General features: G+C 66.9%; 23 protein-coding genes. 16 read left to right on the top strand and 7 right to left on the bottom strand.

The window, feature by feature from the left end; translation table 11 throughout:
* Nucleotides 1-114: 114 nt before the first annotated feature.
* The gene (locus tag ABW18_RS08405) at nt 115-921 is read right to left on the bottom strand and encodes an Rv1157c family protein (RefSeq protein WP_049698488.1); all 807 of its coding nucleotides are present in this window, start codon (nt 919-921) and stop codon (nt 115-117) included.
* Nucleotides 922-1,428: 507 nt separating this feature from the next.
* Between ABW18_RS08405 and ABW18_RS08400 the strand changes: the two genes are divergently transcribed.
* From ABW18_RS08400 to cofG, 13 genes are all read left to right on the top strand, one after another.
* Nucleotides 1,429-2,445: a thiamine ABC transporter substrate-binding protein gene (locus ABW18_RS08400; protein ID WP_338043838.1), complete on the top strand. Its 1,017-nt coding sequence runs from the start codon at nt 1,429-1,431 to the stop codon at nt 2,443-2,445.
* Nucleotides 2,421-4,064 (top strand): ABC transporter permease, encoded by a 1,644-nt coding sequence (locus ABW18_RS08395; protein WP_049698486.1) that lies wholly within the window; start codon nt 2,421-2,423, stop codon nt 4,062-4,064. Before ABW18_RS08400 ends, ABW18_RS08395 begins: the two co-directional genes overlap by 25 nt.
* Nucleotides 4,061-5,110, top strand: coding sequence for an ABC transporter ATP-binding protein (locus tag ABW18_RS08390; protein ID WP_049698485.1), 1,050 nt, complete (start codon nt 4,061-4,063; stop codon nt 5,108-5,110). Before ABW18_RS08395 ends, ABW18_RS08390 begins: the two co-directional genes overlap by 4 nt.
* A complete protein-coding gene (locus tag ABW18_RS08385; protein ID WP_083444337.1) occupies nt 5,107-5,517 on the top strand; it encodes an NUDIX domain-containing protein in 411 nt (136 codons plus the stop codon). The genes ABW18_RS08390 and ABW18_RS08385 overlap by 4 nt, the downstream gene beginning before the upstream one ends.
* A 197-nt stretch (nt 5,518-5,714) precedes the next feature.
* Entirely contained in the window at nt 5,715-7,154 is a 1,440-nt protein-coding gene (locus ABW18_RS08380) for a lipase family protein (protein WP_049698483.1), read from the top strand.
* Nucleotides 7,155-7,314: 160 nt separating this feature from the next.
* A complete protein-coding gene (locus ABW18_RS08375) occupies nt 7,315-8,106 on the top strand; it encodes an EamA family transporter (protein WP_235434333.1) in 792 nt (263 codons plus the stop codon).
* 175 nt (nt 8,107-8,281) lie between these two features.
* On the top strand, nt 8,282-10,207 hold the full coding sequence (typA, locus tag ABW18_RS08370; RefSeq protein ID WP_049698633.1) for a translational GTPase TypA: 1,926 nt from the start codon (nt 8,282-8,284) through the stop codon (nt 10,205-10,207).
* Between the two features lie 86 nt (nt 10,208-10,293).
* A complete protein-coding gene (locus ABW18_RS08365; RefSeq protein WP_049698482.1) occupies nt 10,294-12,201 on the top strand; it encodes an ABC transporter family substrate-binding protein in 1,908 nt (635 codons plus the stop codon).
* A 23-nt stretch (nt 12,202-12,224) separates the two neighbouring features.
* Complete coding sequence (gene mshB / locus ABW18_RS08360) at nt 12,225-13,118, top strand: N-acetyl-1-D-myo-inositol-2-amino-2-deoxy-alpha-D-glucopyranoside deacetylase (protein WP_200903240.1); 894 nt, start codon at nt 12,225-12,227, stop codon at nt 13,116-13,118.
* Nucleotides 13,118-13,489, top strand: coding sequence for a hypothetical protein (locus ABW18_RS08355; protein WP_049698480.1), 372 nt, complete (start codon nt 13,118-13,120; stop codon nt 13,487-13,489). The genes mshB and ABW18_RS08355 overlap by 1 nt, the downstream gene beginning before the upstream one ends.
* Before the next feature lie 80 nt (nt 13,490-13,569).
* Nucleotides 13,570-14,709 carry a radical SAM protein gene (locus ABW18_RS08350; protein WP_049698479.1) on the top strand — a complete coding sequence of 380 codons (1,140 nt, stop codon included), beginning with the start codon at nt 13,570-13,572 and terminating at the stop codon, nt 14,707-14,709.
* Entirely contained in the window at nt 14,706-16,211 is a 1,506-nt protein-coding gene (locus tag ABW18_RS08345) for a flavin-containing monooxygenase (RefSeq protein WP_049698478.1), read from the top strand. Before ABW18_RS08350 ends, ABW18_RS08345 begins: the two co-directional genes overlap by 4 nt.
* A 36-nt stretch (nt 16,212-16,247) precedes the next feature.
* Nucleotides 16,248-17,480, top strand: coding sequence for a 7,8-didemethyl-8-hydroxy-5-deazariboflavin synthase CofG (gene cofG, locus ABW18_RS08340; protein ID WP_049698632.1), 1,233 nt, complete (start codon nt 16,248-16,250; stop codon nt 17,478-17,480).
* Nucleotides 17,481-17,521: 41 nt separating this feature from the next.
* Here the strand turns inward: cofG and ABW18_RS08335 are convergent, their stop codons facing one another.
* Both ABW18_RS08335 and ABW18_RS08330 read right to left on the bottom strand, forming a co-directional pair.
* On the bottom strand, nt 17,522-17,890 hold the full coding sequence (locus ABW18_RS08335; protein ID WP_200903230.1) for a rhodanese-like domain-containing protein: 369 nt from the start codon (nt 17,888-17,890) through the stop codon (nt 17,522-17,524).
* 24 nt (nt 17,891-17,914) lie between these two features.
* Entirely contained in the window at nt 17,915-18,514 is a 600-nt protein-coding gene (locus ABW18_RS08330; RefSeq protein WP_049698631.1) for a cupin domain-containing protein, read from the bottom strand.
* Between the two features lie 465 nt (nt 18,515-18,979).
* On the opposite strand from ABW18_RS08330, the gene fdxA reads away from it, so the two are divergent.
* A complete protein-coding gene (fdxA, locus tag ABW18_RS08325) occupies nt 18,980-19,312 on the top strand; it encodes a ferredoxin (RefSeq protein ID WP_049698476.1) in 333 nt (110 codons plus the stop codon).
* A 1-nt stretch (nt 19,313) separates the two neighbouring features.
* Entirely contained in the window at nt 19,314-20,438 is a 1,125-nt protein-coding gene (dapC, locus tag ABW18_RS08320; RefSeq protein WP_049698475.1) for a succinyldiaminopimelate transaminase, read from the top strand.
* Between the two features lie 298 nt (nt 20,439-20,736).
* Here the strand turns inward: dapC and dapD are convergent, their stop codons facing one another.
* The 3 genes from dapD to ABW18_RS08305 all read right to left on the bottom strand — a co-directional run bounded on the left by dapD (nt 20,737) and on the right by ABW18_RS08305 (nt 22,510).
* Nucleotides 20,737-21,705 (bottom strand): 2,3,4,5-tetrahydropyridine-2,6-dicarboxylate N-succinyltransferase, encoded by a 969-nt coding sequence (dapD, locus tag ABW18_RS08315; protein ID WP_083444336.1) that lies wholly within the window; start codon nt 21,703-21,705, stop codon nt 20,737-20,739.
* Between the two features lie 61 nt (nt 21,706-21,766).
* On the bottom strand, nt 21,767-22,054 hold the full coding sequence (locus ABW18_RS08310; RefSeq protein ID WP_049698473.1) for a hypothetical protein: 288 nt from the start codon (nt 22,052-22,054) through the stop codon (nt 21,767-21,769).
* Between the two features lie 165 nt (nt 22,055-22,219).
* Entirely contained in the window at nt 22,220-22,510 is a 291-nt protein-coding gene (locus tag ABW18_RS08305) for a hypothetical protein (RefSeq protein ID WP_049698472.1), read from the bottom strand.
* A gap of 164 nt (nt 22,511-22,674) precedes the next feature.
* On the opposite strand from ABW18_RS08305, the gene ABW18_RS08300 reads away from it, so the two are divergent.
* The gene (locus ABW18_RS08300; RefSeq protein WP_049698630.1) at nt 22,675-23,376 is read left to right on the top strand and encodes a helix-turn-helix domain-containing protein; all 702 of its coding nucleotides are present in this window, start codon (nt 22,675-22,677) and stop codon (nt 23,374-23,376) included.
* Here ABW18_RS08300 and ABW18_RS08295 read toward each other — a convergent pair.
* Nucleotides 23,358-23,765 (bottom strand): VOC family protein, encoded by a 408-nt coding sequence (locus ABW18_RS08295; RefSeq protein WP_049698471.1) that lies wholly within the window; start codon nt 23,763-23,765, stop codon nt 23,358-23,360. The two genes, ABW18_RS08300 and ABW18_RS08295, sit on opposite strands and share 19 nt — an antisense overlap.
* Nucleotides 23,766-23,802 lie beyond the last annotated feature (37 nt).

The raw sequence follows: 23,802 nt of genomic DNA, 5'->3' as shown, positions 1-23,802 counted from the left end.
GCCGCCCCCGAGCGATGCGATCCGACGGTCTGATCTCGGGTGCCGGAAACGACAAAGCCGGGGAAGCATGTGTTGCTTCCCCGGCCTTTTGCCGAGAGTGCTACCCGGGTCGGATCAGATGATCGCGAGCCCGATCGTCGGGATGATGGTGCAGCTGAGCACCTTGCCCTTGGTCTTGGTGGTCACGTCGCCGTAGATCGTGGAGATCACGCGTCCCTTACCGGTGGATGCGATCCCGGTGAACGTGCCCGGTCCGTCGGTCGCGTTGATCAACGCGTTGCGCTTGAGCTGGAACTGGCCGGTGCGGCCGTTGTCGATGTTGATCCAGCTGACCAGCAGCTTGCGGGCCTGGTTGTTGATTGCGGGACCGGTGCCGAGGCTGGTGTAGACGTACCCGGCCTGTCCGCGCTTGGGGCCGGGGGCCGGTGCCTTCTGCGGACCCGCCGTCACGAGTGCGCGACCGAGGGAGTTGCCACCGCCGGGCATGCAGCCGAAGCCGAGCGTCGGGTAGAGGAACTCCTGAATCTTCGGTGCGTTCGGACCCTGCGGGATCTCCGGGTCGCCGGGCTTTGCGGCCTCGATCCGGGCGACCTGCCGGCGGCCGGGCTCGCCGAGGAAGTCGGTGATCTTCTGCCAGGTGGCGGCGACCTGTGGTGGGAGACCCGGCTGGTCGGCCATCGCGCGCGCCTGCTGCAACAGCTGCGCATTCACCTTGCCGTCCGGTCCGGGGGTGGTGACCGAGCCGATGATCGCGGGCGCGAAGGCTCCGAGGGAATCCAGCGTGCGCTGGTCAACCTTCGTGGCCTGGGTGGGCGCAGGTGCCGCGTGCGCGAGGCTCGGGGCGGCGAGCGAAGCGGCGACGGCGACCGTTGCTGCGGCCACGGCGATGCGGGCGCGACTGGTCAGTGCTGAGAGACGCACTTGTCGGAGTCCTATCGGTTGTCGGTGTAGTTATCGGGCACTGGGACTCATCGAGCGCTGTAGATATCGAGCACTGAATCTCGGTGCACTGGGGACCCTACCCGGGCGTCCTGTCCGGAAACGCCGGCGCGTCATTCTAAGCCCCGGCGATGGGGCGGTGTCCAGGGGAGCCTAACGCTGCGAGTGCCGCATTCTTGGTACAGGTGATGCAATTGTTACGAATGTTACGAAGGGACCGGCGCTGCCCGCTGGTCCTCGGAACGTCCGCGACGCACCTGGTTAGATCGACAGAAGTTCGATCAAGATCGGTCTTCTCGGTGGTGTGTCTTTACTCAGCGGTGTCGCCCGACCTCCGTTTGTGTCAGGTGGCGGTGTGTCGGACGGCGCCAATCTCGCACGCGAGGAGCACCAGGAGATGTGTGGATCGCCCGGAGATGAGGAGCGCTGGTGACAGACCGGACCGTAATGAGACGCACCCGCTGGCAGGGGAGTAAGCGCAGGAGGCTGATGCGCACCGGTGCCGTTGCCGCAGCGGTCGTCGCCGTCGGAGCGTCGATGTTGACCGCGTGCGGCGACGATTCGTCGTCGAGTTCTCAGGTCACGCTGCTGACCCACGATTCTTTCGATCTCCCGCAATCGGTCTTCGACGAGTTCAAGAAGGAGACCGGGCAGACGCTCAAGGTCGTCAAGAGCGGCGACGCAGGCCAATTGGCGTCGACGGTGTCACTCACGCCCGGTTCGCCCAAGGGCGACGCGGTGTACGGGATCGACAACACGTTCGCGACCCGTCCCATTCAGGCCGGGGCGCTCGAGTCGTACGCGTCACCCGCTCTCGCCGACGGCGCCGATCAGTACGCGGTGCCCGACTCGAACAACGAGCTGACCGCGGTCGACCGTGGCGACGTCTGCCTCAACATCGACGATGAGTGGTACCGGCGCGAGGGGCAGACTCCGCCGAAGAGTCTGCGCGACCTGACCGATCCCACCTACGCCAAGCAGGCAGCACTGATCGACCCCGGCACGTCGTCGCCCGGCATGGCGTATCTACTCAGTACCGTCGGAGTCTTCGGTGACAACTGGCAGGACTATTGGAAGCAGGTGTCCGCTGGCGGCGCGACCATCGTGTCGGGCTGGGAGATCGCCTACAACCAGCTCTTCACCGCGGGAGAAGGCAAGGGCGACAAGCCGATAGTGCTGTCGTATGCCTCGTCGCCCGCAGCGACGCCGGGGACAAGTGCGCTGCTCGACAGTTGCTTCCGGCAGGTCGAGTACGTCGGCGTACTCAAGGGGGCTCCCAATGTGGCGGGCGCCCGCAAACTCGTCGATTTCATGCTGAGTCCTACAGTGCAGAAGGCGCTTCCGTCGTCGATGTTCGTGTACCCGGTGCAGAAGAACACGCCGTTGCCTGACGGCTGGGCGCAACGCGCACCGATCCCGCAGTCGACGGTGAACTTACCGCCCGCGTACATTGCGCAGAATCGGGAGACGTGGCTTCAGCAATGGCGCAGCGCAGTCGGTCGCTGAACAGTAACCGCCTCGGCCGCTGGCTACTTGCGGCGGTGCCCGTGGTGTTTCTCGGGGTGCTCTTCGTGTGGCCGGTCGCCGCGCTCGTCTGGCGTGCGATCAGCCAGAATGGCGACGCCGCAACAGGATCGGCGTCGCTGGGGGAGTTGTTCACGCGAACGCACGCGGCACATCTGCTGGGTGTGACGCTTGCCCAGGCTGCGGCGTCGACAGTACTGGCATTGCTGGTGGCCGCACCGATCGTCTGGTTGTCGTCGAGGCTGCACGGAGCGTCGGCGATGATTCTGAGTGTCGTCGTGACAGTGCCGTTCGTGTTGCCGACGGTGGTGGTCGGCGTCGCGTTCCGAGCGGTGTTCGACGGTCCACTCGCGTTCGCGCACATCGGTTCCGGGTGGTGGGCGGTGCTGGCCGCGCACGCCTTCCTCAACGTCGCGGTGGTCGTCAGGGTGGTCGGTGCGTCGTGGCGCGGGCTGGACACTCGTGTCGTGGACGCGGCACGCACGTTGGGTGCCGGTCGGTTTCGTGCGTGGCGGACCGTGATCGCTCCCGCCCTGCTGCCGAGCGTCGGCGCCGCCGCCACATTGATCTTCCTGTTCTGCTCGACCAGTTTCGGCGTGATCATCATCCTGGGTGGCGGCACGCTGCGCACGCTGGAAACCGAGATCTACCAACAGGCCATCGGCTACTTCCGGATTCCGGAGGCGGTGGCATTGTCGTTGCTGCAGATCGTCGTCGTGGTTGTCGCGCTGGTGTTGACGCGCCTCGTCACGGCGCGGTCGCGAGGTTTCGCCACGAGCACGCGCGCGCCTCGGCGTCGTCGACTGCAGGGGTGGGCGCGAGTGTCGGCGACCCTCGCGTGGGCCTGGACGGTTCTGATCCTGGTCGTTCCGATCGTGGTGCTCGCCGTCCGCTCGGTTCGCCCCGGTCGTGACGGCGCGTGGACACTCGCCGGCTATCGCGCGCTCGCCGACCCGGTGAACGGTGTGACACCACTTGCGACGCTGCGGTATTCGTTTCTCTCCGCGTTGCTCGCGATGCTGATCGCGCTCGTCGTCGGAGTCATGGCCGCGATCGCGCTGCACACCGCGCGCGGCGCCGCGCGGACGGTCGGCGCGATCCTGGCGCTCATCCCGCTCGGGATCAGTGCTGTCACACTCGGTTTCGGCTATCTGATCGTGCTGTCGGAGCTCCCCGCACGAACGTCGTCCTCGCCGTTGATCATTCCCTGCGTCCAGGCGCTCATCGCCATACCGGTCGTGATCGGGATCATCGTGCCCGCGCTCAACGCCGTTCCCGACCGCGCGCGTGCTGCTGCCGCGACGCTCGGAGCCGGCCCGCTGCGGGTACTGCGCACCATCGACCTGCCCGCGATCGGCAGGTCGTTGGCTGCCGCGGGAGGATTCGCGTTCGTGATGGCGCTCGGCGAGTTCGGTGCGACGAGCTTTCTGGCGCGCGCCGACACCACGACGCTGCCCGTATTGATCGGTTCCGCGCTGAACCGTCCCGGCGCAACACAATTGGCGACCGCGATGGCCGCGTCGATGCTGCTCGTCATGGCGACGGCCGTGGCGATGGTCGCCGTCGAAGCGCTCAGGCCGCGGTCGGGGGCACCGCTGTGAAACTCGAACTCGAGGGCGTGCGCATCTCCTACGGTTCGCACACGGTGATCAACGGTCTCGACTGGAGCGTCGGGGCAGACGGGCTCGTGAGCGCGCTGCTCGGTCCTTCGGGGTGTGGAAAGTCGACGCTTATTCGAGCCATCGCAGGTCTTGAAGAGGTCGAGCGAGGAAGCATTCGACTCGACGGAACCGATCTGGTCCGCGTGCCGGCACACCGCAGAGATTTCGGCGTGGTGTTTCAGGACGGACAATTGTTCGGTGGCAGAAGCGTCGGCGCGAATGTCGCATACGGACTCAAGGCCAGACACATGGGCAGGTCACAGATCGCCGAGCGTGTTGCCGAGATGCTCGAACTCGTACAGTTGCCCGGTTTTGAACGGCGTGCTGTCGACGAACTGTCCGGCGGGCAGGCGCAACGCGTCGCGTTGGCGCGCGCTCTAGCGCCGCATCCCCGACTGCTGCTGCTCGACGAACCGCTCGCCGCGCTCGATCGCAGATTGCGCGACGAGCTCGCCGTCGACATCGGTCGCGCGGTGCGGGCGACCGAGACTCCCGCGATCCTGGTCACTCACGATCACACCGAGGCGGCGCTCGTTGCAGACGCCATCTCGGTGATGAGGTCGGGCGACATCGTGCAGACGAGTCCACCTGCGCGACTGTGGAAAAGGCCGGTCGACGCGTGGACCGCGCAGTTCCTCGGATGCACGACCATCATTCCGGCGCGACGAACCGACGGCGCCATCAGCACACCGCTGGGCCTCGTCGACCCGAGAGAGCTGGGCATCGAGTGTGGTTGGGAATCAGGCGAACTCGGACTTCGTGCAGAGTCGCTCGTCGCGGAGCGGCCAGGAGTGCAGCATGCGTCCGGTGACGCCGCTTCGGTCCGTGGCGAGGTCGTCGTGGTAGCCGATCTCCCGGCAGGCCAGAGAGTTCGGGTGTCGACATCGGTGGGAGAGGTCGACGCGGTGTCACTGGACGTTGTGCGCGTGGGTGATTCGGTCGCGCTGCGGTTGCGTCCCGAACACGTTGCGGTGGTCGGCACGTGAGCATGCGGACCGTCGTCGCGGGTGCCATCACCTCTTCCGATGGTCGACTTCTGTTGGCGCAGAGGAGTTATCCGGTTCAGGTTGCGGGTCTGTGGGAACTTCCGGGTGGCAAGGTCGAGCCCGGCGAAGAGCTGGCGGCCGCGCTGCGTCGTGAACTGCGGGAGGAGCTCGAGATCGATGTCGAGGTCGGTGCACTCCTCGCCGAGACCGTCGAACTCGCCCACGACCTGACACTTGTCGCGCTCTGGGCGCGGATCGTCGACGGCGTGCCGAGGGCCGTCGAACATTCCCGCTTGGTCTGGGTGAGCGTCGACGAACTCGAAGACATGGCCGCCTCGAACCAGTTGGTTCCCGCCGATACCGCGTGGGTGCCCGAGCTATGCGAGGTCCTGCGCCAGCGCGACTGAGGTCCTTCGTCGGGCGGTTGAGGCGACTGTCGGCTCGGTAGATGACAATTCGGTAATCGCCGAGCGGACCCAGTCAATGCGCGGTTTACTGTCCTACACTGCTGCGTCGTGAGGCAGGCGGGGCCGCGCTTTGCGTCTATCCCGCCACGGTGGCGACGGGCCGAATCGGGTGTTCCAGACCGGGAATCGAGGGAGCGATGTCGTATCGGCGTACGGGTCGGCTTCGCAGCAGCGGGCGCCGATCGGTAGCGACCATCGGCTGTGCGCTGGCCATGACGGCGGCCGTTGCGCTGGCCGGAATGTGCGGAACGCTCGACGCCGGACGTGCCGTGGCGTCCCCCCTCGGGTCGTCCGGGTCGGCCGACAGTGGCTCGGCGGGATCGTCGGACGGCAGCGACCCGTTCTACACGCCGCCCGCCGGCCCGCTTCCCGCAGCGGGCACACTGCTTCGGACACAGTCCATGTCGACGTTCATCACCGTCCCGAACCGCGCAGGGAAGATCCCGGCGTCGGCGACGAAGATCATGTACGTGTCGACGAACGCTCTCGGCAAGAAGGTTGCGGTGAGCGGCTACTACCTCGCGCCGTCGCGTCCGTGGACCGGACCGGGACCCCGGCCGCTCGTGTCGTACGGGCCGGGCGCGCACGGTATGGGCGACCAGTGTGCGCCTTCACGTTTGATCTCTTCGCCGACCGTGGCGCCTCCCGGCGGACCCATGGCCGAGATCGAAGCTCTCATCACCTACAACCTGCTCGCACGGGGTTACGGCGTTGTCAGCACGGACTACATCGGATTGGGTACGCCGGGCGTCCATACGTTCGCGATGCGGGTCGATCAGGGCGATGCGGAGATCGACGCCGCCCGCGCCGCACTGCAACTGCCGGGCGTGGATCCCGCGACAAAGGTTGCGCTCGCCGGTTATTCGCAGGGCGGTGCCGCCACGGCGGCCGCGGCAGAACTGATCGACGACTATGCCCCCGACCTCGCCGAGCACGTTGTCGGGATCTACGCGGGCGGGGCGCCAACCGATCTGCGTAGTCTGCTCAACCACCTCGACGGTCAGCGCCTCGGGGGAGCGATCGGTTGGGCGATCGACGCGGCGATGGCGCTGTATCCGGATATGGCACAACAGATTCCTCCGCTACTGAACGCGGAGGGTAAGCGTGTGATGAATCTCGTTCGCGGACAATGCATCGTGGCGACGACCCTGATCGGATCACCCAAGACGAGTACGTGGACGGCCAGCGGTAAGACGATCGGAGAGCTGATCGACTCCACCCCCGCGCTTGCCGCGCGCGTGAACGAGCAGAAGGTCGGTATGCACAAGCCCACCGACATCCCGATCCTGTTGTCCAGCAATCCAGTTGACCCGACCGTCCCCGCTTCGCAAGGTCAGACACTCTTCGCCGAGTGGTGCGCCAAGTCCCCGAAGTCGCTCGAATACCGGAGTATCGCCTTTCCGGTACTCGGAGGAACTGCGTTGGGCCACATCGCGGGTGGAGTTGCCGGGTACAACGAGGCGTACGACTGGCTCGCCGACAGATTCGCCGGTAAGGCTCCGGCGAGCGGATGCGTGCGGAAGGCACCGTCGAACGGACTGACGACGGGCTCGGCAGGATCATCCGGCTCGTCCTGACCGAGGCAGCGTCGGCACAAACCGCCGTGCGCGGTGACCGCAGCGCGGAGTAGGTTCGTCGGCTGTGACGCAACAGCGACGGCAACGGGTCGAGCGGCTCCGCGCCACGCGTGACGTCCGCTGGCTGGCTCCCGCGCTGATGCTCGCGGGTGGCACGTCGATGTACCTCGGTGCCGCCATCGCGATAGACCTCTTCGACGCGGTGTCGCCCGCGGGTGTCGCGTGGTTGCGTATCACCGGGGCCGCGCTCGTCCTGCTGATCGTGGTGCGTCCCGGCCGCGCCGCGTGGCAGTGGTCGCGCCTACGCCTTGCGGGCGTGTTCGGCCTGATGACGGCCGCAATGAATATCGCGTTCTACCTCGCGCTCGATCACCTACCACTCGGCACGACAGTCGCACTGGAGTTTCTCGGTCCCATCGCGGTGGCGGCAGCCGGATCACGCACGAGGCGCGATGTCGCAGCACTGTTTGCTGCCGTGATCGGCGTGGCACTCATCGTCGACGTGCACTGGTCGGGGAGTGTGCTCGGCGTCGTGCTGGCCCTCGTGGCCGCCGCGTGTTGGGCGGGCTACATCCTGCTCGGCCGTCGCGTCGCGGTGCGCGGAGCGGGGATCGAGGATCTGACAACGGGTTTCGTTGTCGCGGCGATCGTGACCTCGCCGCTGGCGCTGACCGTCGTGCCGGCGGTGAAGGCCGGCGAGAACGTGTGGTGGCTCATCCTGCTCGCGCTGGGACTCGGAGTGCTGTCGACAGCGGTTCCGTATGCCCTCGATCAGGTCGTCCTACGGTCGGTGGGTCCGGCGCGATTCGCCGTGCTGCTCGCACTGCTGCCGATGACCGCCGCGGTGGTCGGCTTCATCGCATTACGGCAGGTCCCCGCACTCACAGAGCTGCTCGGAATCCTCGCCGTCGCGGGGGCGATCCTGGTCCAGGCCGGTGGTCGGACGCGGTGACGACGGCGACCCCCGAAGAGCACCGCAAAACCCACTCCCACCTGTGTGATCGCGCTCTCATGGTCCGAGCAGATACCCTGTTGAGCGTCGTAGAGTCCACATCCGGTGCCTGAAACCGGATCGCCGACGGCCCGCACATGCCTTCGGGACGTCGAAAAAGATGAAAGAGAGCTCAGTGAGCGCTGTCCCCAACTTCCGCAATGTCGCGATCGTCGCGCACGTCGACCATGGCAAGACCACGCTGGTCGACGCGATGCTCCGCCAGTCCGGAGTGTTCGGTGAGCGTGCCGAGCTCGTCGACCGCGTGATGGACTCCGGCGACCTCGAACGCGAGAAGGGCATCACCATTCTCGCCAAGAACACCGCGGTGCATCGTCGTCAGCCCGACGGCACCGAGGTCGTCATCAACGTCATCGACACCCCCGGTCACGCCGACTTCGGCGGCGAGGTCGAGCGCGGCCTGTCGATGGTCGACGGCGTCGTGCTGCTCGTCGACGCGTCCGAGGGTCCGCTCCCGCAGACACGCTTCGTGCTGCGCAAGGCTCTCAGCGCATCGCTGCCGGTCATCCTGCTGGTCAACAAGACCGACCGTCCCGACGCTCGTATCTCCGAGGTCGTCTCCGAGACCCACGACCTGCTGCTCGACCTCGCCTCCGACCTCGACGACGAAGCCGCCGCCGCTGCCGAGCAGGTCCTCGACCTCCCGGTCCTGTACGCGTCGGGCCGCGCCGGTATCGCCAGCACGGTGGAGCCCGCGAACGGAGAGGTCCCCGAGGGCGAGAACCTCGACCCCTTCTTCGACGTCCTGATGGAGCACGTCCCCGCACCCAAGGGCGACGCGGATGCTCCGCTGCAGGCGCACGTCACCAACCTCGACGCCTCGCCGTTCCTCGGCCGCCTCGGGCTGGTCCGCATCCACAACGGCACCCTCAAGAAGGGCCAGACCGTCTCCTGGATGCGTGAGATCACCAAGGAGGACGGCACGGCAGAGCCCGTCGTCGAGCGCGCCAAGATCACCGAGTTGCTCGCGACCGTCGGCGTCGAGCGCAGTCCCGCGGAGTCGGCCGTCGCAGGCGACATCGTGGCCATCGCCGGCATCCCCGAGATCATGATCGGCGACACCCTCGCCGACGCCGAGAACCCGGTCGCGCTGCCGCGCATCACCGTCGACGAGCCTGCCATCTCGGTCATCATCGGCACCAACACCTCGCCGCTCGCCGGACGGGTGAAGGGTCACAAGCTCACCGCGCGCATGGTCAAGGACCGCCTCGACTCCGAGCTCATCGGTAACGTGTCGCTGCGCGTCGTCGACATCAATCGCCCCGACGCCTGGGAGGTCCAGGGTCGTGGTGAGCTCGCCCTGGCGATCCTCGTTGAGCAGATGCGCCGCGAGGGCTTCGAACTCACCGTCGGCAAGCCGCAGGTGGTCACGCGCAAGGTCGACGGCAAGGTGCACGAGCCGTTCGAGCACCTGACGATCGACGTGCCCGAGGAGTACCTCGGCGCGGTCACTCAGTTGCTGGCCGCGCGTAAGGGTCGGATGGACCAGATGAACAACCACGGATCCGGTTGGGTCCGCATGGAGTTCCGGGTTCCCTCTCGCGGCCTGATCGGCTTCCGTACCGACTTCCTCACCGAGACCCGCGGCACCGGCATCGCCAACGCCGTATTCGACGGCTACGACGCCTGGGCGGGCGAGATCCGCGCACGCCACACCGGTTCACTGGTCAGTGACCGCGCGGGCAGCGTGACGCCGTTCGCGATGATCCAGCTCGCCGATCGCGGAACGTTCTTCGTCAATCCGGGCGACGACACCTACGAGGGCCACGTCGTCGGCATCAACCCGCGTGCGGAAGACCTCGACATCAACGTCACCCGTGAAAAGAAGCTGACCAATATGCGTCAGTCGTCGGCAGACGTGATGGAGACGCTGGCCAAGCCGATGCACCTCGAGCTCGAGGGCGCGATGGAGTTCTGCGCCGCGGACGAGTGTGTCGAGGCGACCCCCGAGGTCGTGCGAGTGCGTAAGGTGCACCTCGATTCGTCGACGCGTGCCCGTGAGCGTTCGCGGGCCAAGACGCGCGATCAGGCGGCCGGCTAGCCGACCTCGCGAGTGTCGGGGTGAATGCTGGGTGAACATCGGGACGTGATGGTGGGGGTGAGTGGGTGACCGGCAGGAGGCCGCCGATGCGGGCGCGAGCGGTTGACCGTTCTCGACGGCGTAGGCACCTCCTGTTGGCGGTGCTGAGCGCTGTTGTGGTGGCGACGATGGCCGGGTGTATGTCCGACCCGCCGCCCCCGGTCCGCGAGACCGAGGCGCCACCGCAGACCCCCGCCGAGTACCCGACGGAGAAGACGATCTACGTCGCCACCGACTCGGTCGGCCAGGGATTCAATCCGCACCTGGCCGCTGATCAGAGCCCGGTCACGACGGCGATCGCCTCGATGACGCTGCCGAGTGCGTTCGAACCGGTTCAGACGCCGAACGGCGTCGTCTGGCAGCGCTCCGAAGCTCTGCTCACCTCGGCGGAGGTCACGTCACAGCAGCCGTTCACGGTCACCTACAAGATCCACACCAACGCGCAGTGGTCCGACGGCCTGCCCGTCACCGGCGACGATTTCAGCTACCTGTGGCAACAGATGTCGCGACAGCCCAACGTCGTCGCTCCCGCCGGCTACCGGTTGATCGACTCCGTGGAGTCGAGCAGCGGCGGCAAGGTCGTGACGGTCAAGTTCGCGCGTGCCTACCCGGCGTGGCGAGAGATGTTCACCTGGTTGCTTCCCAGTCACGTCCTGAAGGGCGCGCCCGCCGGATTCCAGACCGGTATGGACAGCGGAAAGCCGGTGTCGGCGGGGCCGTTCTCGGTGTTCTCGATCGACACCACCCGCGACGAGGTGCGCCTGATCCGCAACGACCGTTTCTGGGTGAAACCGTCGATCCTCGACCAGGTGGTGCTGCGCAGGGCGGGCACGGCGTCGCAGATGGTGGAGTCCGTACGTTCGGGCGACTCGTCGCTCGCGACGCTGGCCACCGGGCCTGCGAGTAGCGCAGAACTCGCCGCCGTCCCGGGTATCGCGACGCAGCGCTCGGCGACATCACGAGCGTTGAGCATCAGCGTCAACGCGCGCACCCCGGTGATGAATTCGGTGGCGGTTCGTCGGGCGATCCTGGGAATGATCGACCCGGCGGTCGTCACCTACGCGGGCGCGGGCGACACGGTCGTCACGCCGTACGCGAACACCGTTCTCGCGCCGTCGGATCCGGGATACTTCGCGGTCGACCGTCAGCGCCCGGGTGCCGAGCAGATCGACGAGTTGCTCGCCTCCGCGGGGTACCGGCGTGGGGCGGCCACCCCGACGTCGACGTCGTCCGCCGGTTCGTCGGCTCCCTCGAGTGCACCGGCCACCAGCTCTGCTTCCCCCTCGTCGGGAGCGCCGTCCTCCTCGACGCCACCCGACCCCGCGTCGACGATGTCGCCGGTACCCGACGGTGTCGCCGGTTTCTCGAAGGACGGGCGCGACCTGGCCGTGCGCGTCGGTGCGATCAGCGGTGACGCGAGGTCGACCGCGGCCGCCGCCAACATCGTCGACCAGCTACGCAACGCCGGTGTCCGTGCCGCGGTGGTCTCGCTGCCCAATAACGAGCTGTACGGGGTAGCCCTGACCGAATCGCGCGTCGACATGGCCGTCGGCTGGACCGGCCTCGGCGTGCCGCCTGCCGCGGCGCTGGCGTCCCAGGTCGACTGCGATCAGCCCAAGCCGGGTACGGCACCGAGCCTCTCGACGCCGCCGACACCAACCAGCGACGCCCCCGACCAGCAGCAGCAGTCGTCGAATCAGGACGTCTACGCGTCCAATCCCTCGGGGGTCTGCGACAACGTGCTCATCGGTCTCGCGCGCGACGCGATGGCATCCGACGACCCGCTGCCTCAGCTGACCGAGGCAGAGCCCCTACTTGCAGCGCAGTCGATTTATCTGCCGCTGTATCAGGACAGCATGATGGTGGGTGTGACGCGCAAGGTGACCGACGTTCCGTTGTCCGGACCGATTCAGGTCTCGATCTTCGGCTCGGCGAGCACATGGAACCTCCGGTGAGCGACCAGCGATCCGATCGTCGTATGTTGCTGCTTCACGCGCACCCCGACGACGAGACGATCATGACCGGTGGCACCATCGCGCGGTATCTCGCCGACGGCGTCGACGTGCGGGTGCTCACGTTCACGCTCGGCGAAGAGGGCGAGGTGATCGGCGACGAATGGGCACAGTTGGTCGCCGACGGCGGTGCCGATCAGCTCGGCGGCTACCGGATCCGTGAGCTGACGGACGCGCTGGCCGCGCTCACCCCGGAGGGCGCCGCGCCACTGCGTCCGGAGTTTCTCGGCGGAGCGGGGCATTGGCGTGATTCGGGGATGGCCGGTTCGCCATCGGCACAGCACCCGCGTGCGCTCGCCCAAGCGCGCTTCGACGATGTCGTCGCAACTCTCGCGAACGTCATCGCCGACTTCGACCCGCAGGTCCTCATCACCTACGACATGGCGGGCACCTACGGCCACCCCGACCACAAGATGGTCCACACGGCGTCGATGGCCGCGATACCGCTTGTCGAGGCCCGAACCGGGCGCGAGCTCATCGTCTGGGAGTCGGTGACCGAACACAGCGCGCTGCACCAGGGATTGGCCTCTGCGCGCAGCGTTCCTGACGGATGGCGGATGCCCGAGGCGGGGGAGTTGCCCAGCTACGCCGACGACGAGATCGACGCCGCGATCGATATCAGCGCCGTGTACGACCGCAAGGTCGAGGGCCTGCGTGCGCATGCGACCCAGGTGACCGTTGCGCTTTCGGGAACCGAGTACGCGCTCAGCAACAACATCCTGCAACCGATCATGAGTGACGAACACTTCGTGCTGCGGTCGAGCCGTGACCGCCTCAGGTCGGGACGCCGTGCTGCGGATCTCTTCTTCGCAGATTCCTCGGACCCCTCGTCTGACGGCTCTTCTGACGGAGTGGCGTGATGCGCGTCGCCGATCGTGTCCTCCTCGGATTCCTGATCCTCGATGGGTTCATCGTCGGGTTGCTCTCGGTCGGCTTCGTGTACCTGCGCCTCGGCGGAACACCCGTACCGGTCGCTGCGATCGCCGCAGGCCTGCTCAACTGCCTGCTGCTGTGGCTGGCCGCGAAGTACACCGACGGCCCGCTGCGGTACGGCCCTCTGGTGGCGTGGCTGATTGTGCTCGCTGTGGCGGGTATGGGCGGCCCGGGAGGCGACGTCATGCTCGCGTTGCAGGGCAGCACCACACTCGCGACGTTGCTACTCGTGATCATCGGACTCGGCGCACCCGTCGCGTTGGTCTGGTCGAGGCGCCTGCCGGAGGCCGAGGCCTGACCCGGTCCCGCGTCGGCCGCCGAGTCCTCTGGGTGGCGTCCGCCGGGGAAGCGGTAAGCGTGATCGTTAGAGTGTTCTGCATGGTGTTGCGCGCGTGGGCGAGTGACCGCCCCGCCCCAGTCGAATCGGTTCGGTCGGCGTTGGCCGCTGTGCGAGCCGACGCGGCGTCGGTGACCGACGCCGAGTGGGTGGCCTTGCTCGGCGCCGATGGCGACGAACTGCTCGAACTGTGCGCAGTCGCCGACGCCGCCCGCAGAGAGGTCACCGATCCCGACGTCATGACCTTCGTGGTGAACCGAAACTTCGACACCGCGGTTGTCGCGGCCGACGATTCGGCCGTCTCGATCGAGGCGCTCGTCGCCGAGGCCTGGTCGCTCGGAGCCACCGAGATCTGCATGCAGGGCGCTGTACCGGGCGACGATCGCGGCGACGTCTACCTGCGAATCATCGAGAGAATCCACGCCTCGTCGCCGGACATGCACCTGCACGCCTTCCGCCCACCCGAGATTCGCGACGGCGCCGAGCGCATGAACCTCGACGTCCCGCAGTTCCTCGAGCTGGCACGCAACGCGGGGCTCGGGTCCGTACCGGGCACCGCGGCACAGATCCTCGACGACGAGGTGCGGGCCGCACTGCATCCCGCAGGTGCGCCGCAGCCGGTAGCGGAGTGGGTCGAGACGATCCGCGCTGCCCATCGTGCAGGGCTGTTCTCCACCGCGACGCTGCTGTACGGCCACGTCGAGACGCCCGAACAGGTGGTGGCACACCTGCGGCTGCTCGCCCGCATCGCCGACGAAACCCGCGGCTTCCACGAGTTGATCGTCATGCCGCTGCTGCCCGAGAACGCACCACCTCACCTCGCCGACGCTGCCACCGACTCGGTCGGCGTGCGTGAGACCCGGGCTGTCCACGCGGTCGCGCGTCTGATGATGCTCGGACACATCGACCACATCCAGGTCGCTTGGACCAAGCTCGATCGCGACGTCGTCCTCGACGTCCTCGCGGGTGGCGCCGACGACATCGGTGGCTTGCTGCTCGACGGCGAGCTCTCACCCGAATCCGGCCAGGAGGCCGGTCGGACGTTGTCCGTCGACGACATCGCGGAGATCGCGCACGAGGTCGGTCGGCTGCCCCGGCAGCGACGTACCGATTACGGCGAACCGCCGCAGGGGCGTCGAATTGCCTTGCCGCAGAACGAGAATGCGCGGGCCTGCGGGTGACTGCCGACCTCTCGAGCACGCCTGACCGTCGAACTGTCGCAGAGCTCGACGTCGATGTCGTGATCGTCGGTGCGGGGTTTGCCGGCATCGGGATGGCCACGGGACTCGCCCGACGTGGACGCGAGTCGTTCGTTGTTCTCGAGCGCGCCGACGCTGTCGGGGGAACCTGGCGCGACAACACCTATCCGGGCATCGCCTGCGACATTCCGGCACATCTCTACTCGTTCTCGTTCCGTCCGCCTGCCGATTGGTCGTCGGTCTATCCCAGCGGTGCCGAGATCCGCGAGTATCTCGAACGGACTGTCATCGACGAGGGATTCGACGATCGACTCCGTCTCGGTTGCGAACTACTTGACGCCACCTGGAATCCCGCAGCGGCCCGGTGGACGATCATGACGTCGGACGGTGAGATCACCTGCCGCGCATTGGTTCTCGCCGTGGGGCGGCTGTCGGAGCCGCGCATCCCCGACATCGAGGGACTCGACTCGTTCACCGGCGAGGTGGTCCACACCGCCGCCTGGCGCGACGACCTGCCGCTCGACGGTGCGCGCATCGGTCTGGTGGGTACGGGTGCGTCCGCGGTGCAGATCGCTCCGCATCTCGCCGAGAAAGCCGAAGAACTCGTCGTCTTCTGTCGGACGCCACCGTATGTCGTGCCGCGCGACGATCGGCAGTACACCGTCGAAGAACGCGCCACCTACCTCGATCCCGCCGTCGCAGATGATGTGCGCGATCAACTTCTGCGCGACGCCGACGCGGCGTTCCGTCAGCGACTCGCGCTGCACCCGGATATCGACGAGATCCGTTCGCGCGCAAGAACTCATCTGCATTCTCAGATCGGTGATCCGGAACTCCGGTCGATCCTCACCCCCGACTACGAGATCGGATGCAAGCGCATCCTGTTGAGCGACGATTTCTATCCGACACTCGTGCGCGACAACGTGATCCTCGAGCCGAGCGCTCTTGACACGGTGCGCGAATCCAAGGCTCGCGCCGCGAGCGGACGCTGCTACGACCTCGACCTGCTCGTGATGGCAACGGGATTCGAGGCTGCCCGGCCTCCCGTCTCCACACGCATCACCGGCGCCCGCGGCGAACGGCTCGACACGCACTGGTCCGACGGGATGACGTCGTACGCGTCGACCACCGTTCACGGTTTTCCCAACATGTTCGTGCTCGACGGGCCCAATGCCGCGCTCGGTCACAACTCCGCCATCTACATGATCGAAACCCAACTCAGCTACGTTCTCGGCGCGCTCGATGTGCTCTCCGACGACGGCATCCGATCGTTGGAGGTCACCGCGGACGCTGAAGCCGCCTACACCGCCGAGATCGACGACCGCGCATCGTCGACGGTGTGGTTGACCGGCTGCAACAGTTGGTACGTCGATCCCGACAGCGGGAGATTGACGCTGCTGTGGCCTGGTACGGCCGTCTCGTTCCGAGAGAGAAACGGTACGTTCGATGTAGAGCCGTATGTCGTCGAGACCCGCGAGGGGTGAGCGTGGATGACAACTGACATGACTGCAGGTAAGGCGATGACCGCACGTGAGGCGCTCGACGTGGTGCGTGCGGGCGGCGACGTCGGGCTCGCCGAGGCAACAGCACTGCTGTCGGCATCGGGCGACGACCTCACGGCAGTGGCGGCGGTCGCGTCGGCGATGCGTGACGAAGGGCTCGCCGAGGTGGGTCGGGAACGGCAGATCACCTACTCGCGCAAGGTATTCGTGCCGTTGACGCGGTTGTGCCGCGATCGGTGTCATTACTGCACGTTCGTGACCGTGCCGGGCAAACTGGCCCGTGCGGGCGAGGGAATGTTTCTCGAGATCGACCAGGTGCTATCGATCGCGCGCCAGGGCGCGGCACTCGGCTGCAAAGAAGCGCTGTTCACGCTGGGCGACCGGCCAGAGGATCGCTGGCCGCAGGCCGCCGAATGGCTTGCCGCACGCGGATATTCGTCGACGCTCGACTACGTTCACGCGGCGGCGGTCGCCGTCCTCGAAGACACCGGCCTGCTGCCGCATCTCAATCCCGGCGTGATGAGCGCCGAGGAGATGGCGGTGTTGCGACCGGTGGCGCCGTCGATGGGCATGATGCTCGAGACCACCTCGCGCAGATTGTTCACCGAGAAGGGACAACCGCACTACGGCAGCCCCGACAAGGACCCGCTGGTCCGGCTGCAGGTGCTGCGCGATGCGGGCGATCTGCGGATTCCGTTCACCACGGGCATCCTCGTCGGTATCGGCGAGAGTCTGACCGAACGCGCGGAATCGCTACTCGCACTTGCCGATATCGCGCGTGCCGGTCACATCCAAGAGGTGATCGTGCAGAACTTCCGCGCCAAGCCCGACACCGCGATGCGTGGCACGCCCGACGCCGAGATGACGGAGTTCCTCGCGGCAGTGGCGACGGCGCGCATCGTGCTCGGGTCGCGGATGCGAGTGCAGGCGCCGCCCAACCTGGTATCGGGGGAGGAGTGCGCAGCGCTGATCGCCTCGGGTATCGACGACTGGGGCGGCGTGTCGCCGCTGACGCCCGACCACGTCAACCCCGAACGCCCGTGGCCGAACCTCACCACGCTCGCCGAGATCACCGCCGAGTCGGGATACGTTCTCGCCGAGCGGATCACGGCCCAGCCGCCCTATGTGCTCGACGCCGAGAACTGGATCGACGCATCGCTGGCCGAGCACGTGGCCGCGCTCGCGAACCCGGTCACCGGACTCGCGGCAGACACCCGGCCGTCGGGTCGCCCCTGGCCCGCCGTCGCGTGAGCGAGCCTCCGGCGTCGGGAGGTCTTGTGGCGCTAAGAAGTTCAGTCGGCTGACTGCGTGGCGAGGATCGCTCGGTAGCCCCCGACGACGTCGGTGGCGCGGTGTAAACCCAACTGCTGCAACGATGCCGCGGCCAAGCTCGACGTGTAGCCCTCCGAGCACAGGATGATCCACCGCACATCGTGATCGACTGCCTCGTCGATCCGCGCGTCACTGGCGGGATCGCAGCGCCACTCCAGGACATTGCGCTCGATGACGAGGGCGTCGGGATGCTCTCCTTCGGCGGCGCGCTGCGCGGCCGGCCGGATGTCGACGAGGACTGCACCGCTCTCGAGTTCGCCGGGTAGATCCGCGGCGTCGACTCGCTGGAGGCTTTCGCGGGCGTTCAGCAGGAGGTCATTGATCGTCATCGGCACATCGCAAGGTTATCGGGGTCATTCGGGTTCGTCGGTGAGTTCTGTGCGTGTGCGTCGTAGCCGGCTGGCGTCGGTGACCTCGTAGAACGACATCGCCGTCAGCGGTGGCGAATAGGCATGCACGCTGAGCGTGGGGCCGGGCTCGTTCACCGAGCCGAGGCGGTGCGAGGTCGCGTGCGCCTGGTTGAGTCCGCGCAGCGGAGGTGCGCTGGCGTGATGCTGCACGTCGTGGACCCAACCGAGGGGAAACGACGCCTGGTCGCCCGCGGACAGGATGCGCAGTGCGAGGTCGTTGCCGGTCCAGCGGTACTCGCGCAGCGCGCCGGAGAGCACGGTCAGTGCGCCGAGCGAGCCGGCGTGGTCGTGCAGGTCCGTCGACCTGTCGGGTGTCCAGCTGATCAGCCAGAGGTCGAGGTCGTCGTCGGATTCGAGGCGGGTCGACCAGCGCTCGACGGGGTCCCAGCTCGGAGGTAGGAGGTGGTTGTATCGACCGTCGAGAACGTCCGCGACGCCCTGATCTGTGATGCGCAGGAGGTCGGCGGGTCGAAGTCTGGTGGGAAGGGTGGCACTCGTCGGTCGTGTCGCGGCACGGTGCACGGGATCGAGGGTCGAGGTCATGAGCACTCCGGACGAAGGTGGAGAGGGGTCGGGGATCGGCGGGTGATCAGCGGCGTCGACAGTGCGCGATCGCCAATCCCACGCTGATCTGCTGGACCCCGTTCCGGGCGATGATCAGACTCACCAGAACAGGATGCTCCCGACCTCTGCGCCGCGGGAGGGTTGGCGTCACGCTGAACGCAAACCCACTATGGGAGTTCGCGGGGGGAACGAAACGTCGAAACTGTGATCTTCGTCGTGCCGAGTTGCCCTGACCGGGACAGATGTGAGCGATAGCACGGGGCGATGTGGGCCGGGGCTGGGCCAGGCAGATAAGGTTGACGATGCGTGTGTGCTCCGCGCCTGCTTCGGGGGAGGTCGACGGCGTGCGCATGCGACGCGACCAGCCCTCGCGTCAAGGTCTGCCGCCGCGTGAGCACACGCGGGCGCGAGCGGACACATGAACGTTATGCGGAGAAGGAGAGAGTGGTGACGTACATCATCGCGGAGCCCTGTGTGGACGTGATGGACAAGGCCTGCGTCGAGGAGTGCCCTGTCGATTGCATCTACGAGGGTGGCCGCAGTCTGTACATCCAGCCGGATGAGTGCGTTGACTGCGGTGCCTGCGAACCGGTGTGTCCTGTGGAAGCGATCTTCTACGAGGACGACGTTCCCGACGAGTGGGAGCCCTACGTCAGCGCGAACGCCGACTTCTTCGACGACCTCGGCTCGCCGGGTGGTGCGAGCAAGGTGGGCAAGACCGACTACGACCCGCCGTTCATCAAGGAACTCCCCCCGATGAACGAGGGCGAGGACTGACTTGCGAACGGCCCGCCGGGCACGTGTGAGTGAGGCGCTACCCGATTTTCCCTGGGATTCGCTCGCCGAGGCCAAGGCGACCGCTGCTGCTCACGAGGACGGCATCGTCGACCTCTCTGTCGGCACACCCGTCGATCCGGTCGACACGCTGATCCGCGAGGCGTTGGCGTCGGCGTCGGATTTCCCCGGCTACCCGACAACCGTCGGCACACCTGAGCTGCGCAAGGCTGCCGTCGACGCGCTGGCACGACGGTACGGCGCAACAGGACTCGACGAATCGTCGATTCTGCCGGTCATCGGAACCAAAGAGGCCATCGCCGGGCTGACCTCCGCGCTCGGTATCGGCGTTGGCGACAACGTCGTGATTCCCGAGGTCGCCTACCCCACGTACGAAGTGAGCGCGCTGCTCGCGGGTGCGTCGGTGACACGAGCAGATTCGACGCTGCAGATCGGCCCGGTCATGGGCAGCTCGGCACCCGCGCTCATGTTCATCAACTCACCGTCGAATCCGACTGGCCGCGTGCTGGGCGTCGACCACCTGCGCAAGGTGGTCGCGTGGTGCCGCGAGCACGACACGATCCTCGCGTCCGACGAGTGTTACCTCGGGTTGTCCTGGGACACCGAGGCCGTCTCGATCCTCGACCCCCGGGTCAGCGACGGCGACCATACCGGGCTGCTCGCGATCCACTCCCTGTCGAAGATCTCCAACCTGGCGTCGTATCGCGCGGGCTTCTTCGCTGGCGACCACGACCTGATCGCCGAACTCCTTGCCGTGCGCAAACACTCGGGCATGATCGTGCCGTTCCCGATCCAGGCAGCGATGACCGCTGCGCTCTCCGACGACACGCACGTCGAGGCACAGCGCGCCCGCTACCAGTTGCGCCGCTCGCGCCTACTGCCCGCGGTGCGCGAGGCGGGTTTCCGCGTCGACGATTCGGAGGCCGGGCTCTACCTCTGGGCCACCCGCGACGAGGGCTGCCGCGACACCGTTGCGTGGCTTGCCCAGCGCGGCATCCTGGCGGCCCCCGGCGACTTCTACGGACCGCTCGGGGTCAACCACGTGCGCTTCGCCCTCACCGCCACCGACGAGCGCATCGACGCCGCCGTGGCGCGACTCACCGCCTGAAAGTCCGCCCGACCCGCGCCGGCTGGGCGCCTTATCCGCCCACTCCCGCGGTGAGTGTGTGTCGAACGTAAGGATGTGGGTGCTGCGGCACCCACATCCTTCGATTCGAACACATCCACAACCCGGCCCGACGCCGCTCCGCTGATTGAGCCGCTCCACCCGCCGATCGAACCGGCCCCGCCCGCTGATTGAGCCGGCCTCACCCGCTGATTGAGCCGGCCGCGAGCGCAGCGAGCTGCCGAGTCGAAATCACACGCCACCACGAAGGCGTCCGCAATGCCGACTCGGCAGCCCCGGGTCAGTTGTTCTTGTGCAGCGCCTCGTTGAGCGCGATGCCGTCGCCCTTCCACGGCACCACCTCGACGGTGCCGGTGAGGCTGTTGCGACGGAACAGCAGATTCGACTGTCCGGAGAGCTCACGTGCCTTGATGGACGCGCCGTCGGGACCCGTCACCTTGGTGCCTGCGGTCACGTACAGCCCTGCCTCGACGACGCAGTCGTCGCCGAGAGGAATCCCGCAGCCGGAGTTCGCGCCGAGCAGGCAGCGCTTGCCCAGCGAGATGATCTCTTTGCCGCCGCCCGACAGCGTGCCCATCGTCGACGCTCCGCCACCGATGTCTGAACCGTCGCCGACGACGACGCCCGCCGAGATTCGCCCCTCGACCATCGACGAGCCGAGCGTTCCCGCGTTGTAGTTCACAAATCCCTCGTGCATCACGGTGGTGCCGGGGGCGAGGTGTGCACCGAGACGCACGCGGTCGGCGTCGCCGATGCGGACTCCGCCCGGTGCGACGTAATCGACCATCCGGGGGAACTTGTCGATGCTCAGTACGGTCACGTGTCCGCGCGCGCGAAGGCGTCGTCGAACCTTCTCGAATCCCTCCACCGGGCACGGCCCGAAGTTGGTCCAGACGACGTTCGACAGCAGGCCGAAGATGCCCTCGAGATTCGCCTCGTGCGGCTCGATGAGTCGATGCGACAGCAGGTGAAGGCGCAGGTAGACGTCGTAGGCGTCCGACGGGGCGACCGACAGATCAGCGATGGAGGTGCGAACCGCGACGATCTTGACGCCGCGTGCCTCGTCGAGGCCGACCAGATCGTTCAGGTCGGCGGGAATGTCGTCGCCCTCGAGTATCTTGGTGTCGGCCAGATCCGGCGTTGCGAGTTCGGGGTCCGGGTACCAGACGTCGAGGACAACGCCGGGATCGGCGGACCCCCCGTTGGTCACGGTTGCGATGCCTGTTGCGAAAGCGCCATTCGTCGTCACGGGCAGGAGTTTACCGGCGACCTCCGCACGGGCTGGGCCAGGTCGCCCGCATCGACCGGAATCAGTGCTGGTGATACATGTGGTCGTACTCGACGCGGTCGTGCTCGGTGTTCACCGGGAAGAACGCGCTGTGATACATCTGGCGGCTCAGCGCGATGAGCACTGCCGCTCCACCGGCGAATGCCGCAACCATCACCACCGCCCAGACGACTCCGGCGGTGGTTTCGCCCGTTGCCAACATGGTCAGCGAGATCGCCAGCGACAGGAAGCCCGCCAGCACGAGAACGAATGCGACAACACCCATCGGGTGATTGCCGTGTGACACGTGAGATCTGTGCAAAGCCGTCATGGCGTCATCTCCTCGATTCGACGACGCTCCCAGCCTAGTGTTATCCAGGTCACAGTCCGGTGGTTGATTAGGGCAAGATCCGACGGTCAGCGGCAGAAAGCGCAGCAAGGTCGACGCCCCGCCCAACCCGGGGCGTCGACCTCGACCTCGCTTGCGTGCGGCAGGCTAGGCGACCTGGTGGCGGTAGACCTCCAGGTAGTGCTGCTCCTCTTTCGACGTCGCATCGGGCAACAGCGCGCTGTGCTGGAGGCGTCGTGTCATCACCGAGACGATGCCGATCCCGATTGCCATTCCGATGACCGCCACGATCGCGGCGACGAGAGCGGCAGTGCCACTCCCGAAAGCGAGCGCTGTCAGGGCGAGGGGTGCGGCACCGAAGCCGATCAGGAAGATCGCGAACCCGACGATGGCGGCGGGGTGCTGCGGGTTGTCGGTGTGCGTGCGGCGGATGGACATCGAACATCATCTCCTCGACGAGTGGTCTACGTGTCCAATGTTCGACCTCGGTTGGCTTGGGGGAGAGGGTCTTTCGTCCCAAGCTGGCAGGGCCTTGTGTCCAGAGCGATGGCAGCGTGTCCAGCGGGCTGACACCGTCGCTCACCGTGGGCGACACTGGACGAATGACGTCATCGGCCGAGCGAGTCGCAGCAGTGCACGCGTGGCGAAGTGCCGTCGACGTCGGCGAAGCGACGGTTCTGCCCGACGGCTGCATGGATGTCATCTGGACCGGTGATGGCCTGTTGTTCGCGGGCCCGGACACTCGTCCGAATGTATTTGTCGCACATCAACCGCATGAGATGGTCGGGCTCCGATTCTTTCCCGGACACGCGCAGGGTCTGCTCGGGGTACCGGCCGTTGAACTTCGTGATCTGCGGGTCGAGGCCGACACCCTCTGGCAGCGACCACGCGTCGAGCGCTGGTGTGAGCTGTTGGAAGCCTCCGACGACAAGGTCGCCACGCTGGCCGAGTTGTGCACCGCTGATCGGCACACGGCCCCGCCGCCCTGGTCATGGCACCTCGTCGACATACTGCGTCGTCGTGTCGGGGTCGCCGAGTGTGCAGCGGAGCTGTCGGTCACCGAACGGACTCTGCATCGAATGTCGTTGCAGTACTTCGGGTATGGAGCCAAGACGCTGGGCAGGATTCTCCGGATGCGCAACGCGATGAGTGTGCTCGGTGACGAGGATCTGTCGGCGGTGGCGCATCGCACCGGATACGCCGACTACGCCCATATGTTTCGCGAGTTCGTCGCGCTGGCCGGTGCGCCTCCGACTGCGTTCGTGCCACCGGTGGCCGACGCGGCTCAGCTCAGGGCGCAGTAGAGATCCACCGGGTTGTCGTCGGGGTCGAGGATGACCGCGTAACGCTGTCCCCACACCGCGTCGAACGGGGTGAGCAGCGACCGGTAGCCGAGGTCGACGAGGCGACTGTGCTCGGCGTCGACCGCTGCGGGCGAAGAACATTCGAACGCGAGAGCAGCGCGGTGGCCTCCCTCCGGCACGTACCAGTCGGGCATGAATGACAGCACGACGGCGCGCGTGTCGAACATGATCTGCATGCCTGCGACGGTGGCTTGCGCGTGCGGGGCGTTCGCGGCGTCGGGGTCGAACTCGAGGCCGAGTTGCGAGTAGAACTCGACCGTCGCCGCCATGTCGGCGACGACGAACGAGACGGCGTTGAGAACAGGTCGTGGCGTGGTGTCTTCGCTCATGGCCGCGACACTATGCGACAGCCGCCGGCCACACATG

The organism is Gordonia jacobaea, from assembly GCF_001186365.1.
In the GTDB taxonomy this organism is placed as follows: Bacteria; Actinomycetota; Actinomycetes; order Mycobacteriales; family Mycobacteriaceae; genus Gordonia; species Gordonia jacobaea.
Note: the sequence above shows the minus strand (reverse complement) of the source record. Positions and strands in the feature narration are given on the sequence as shown.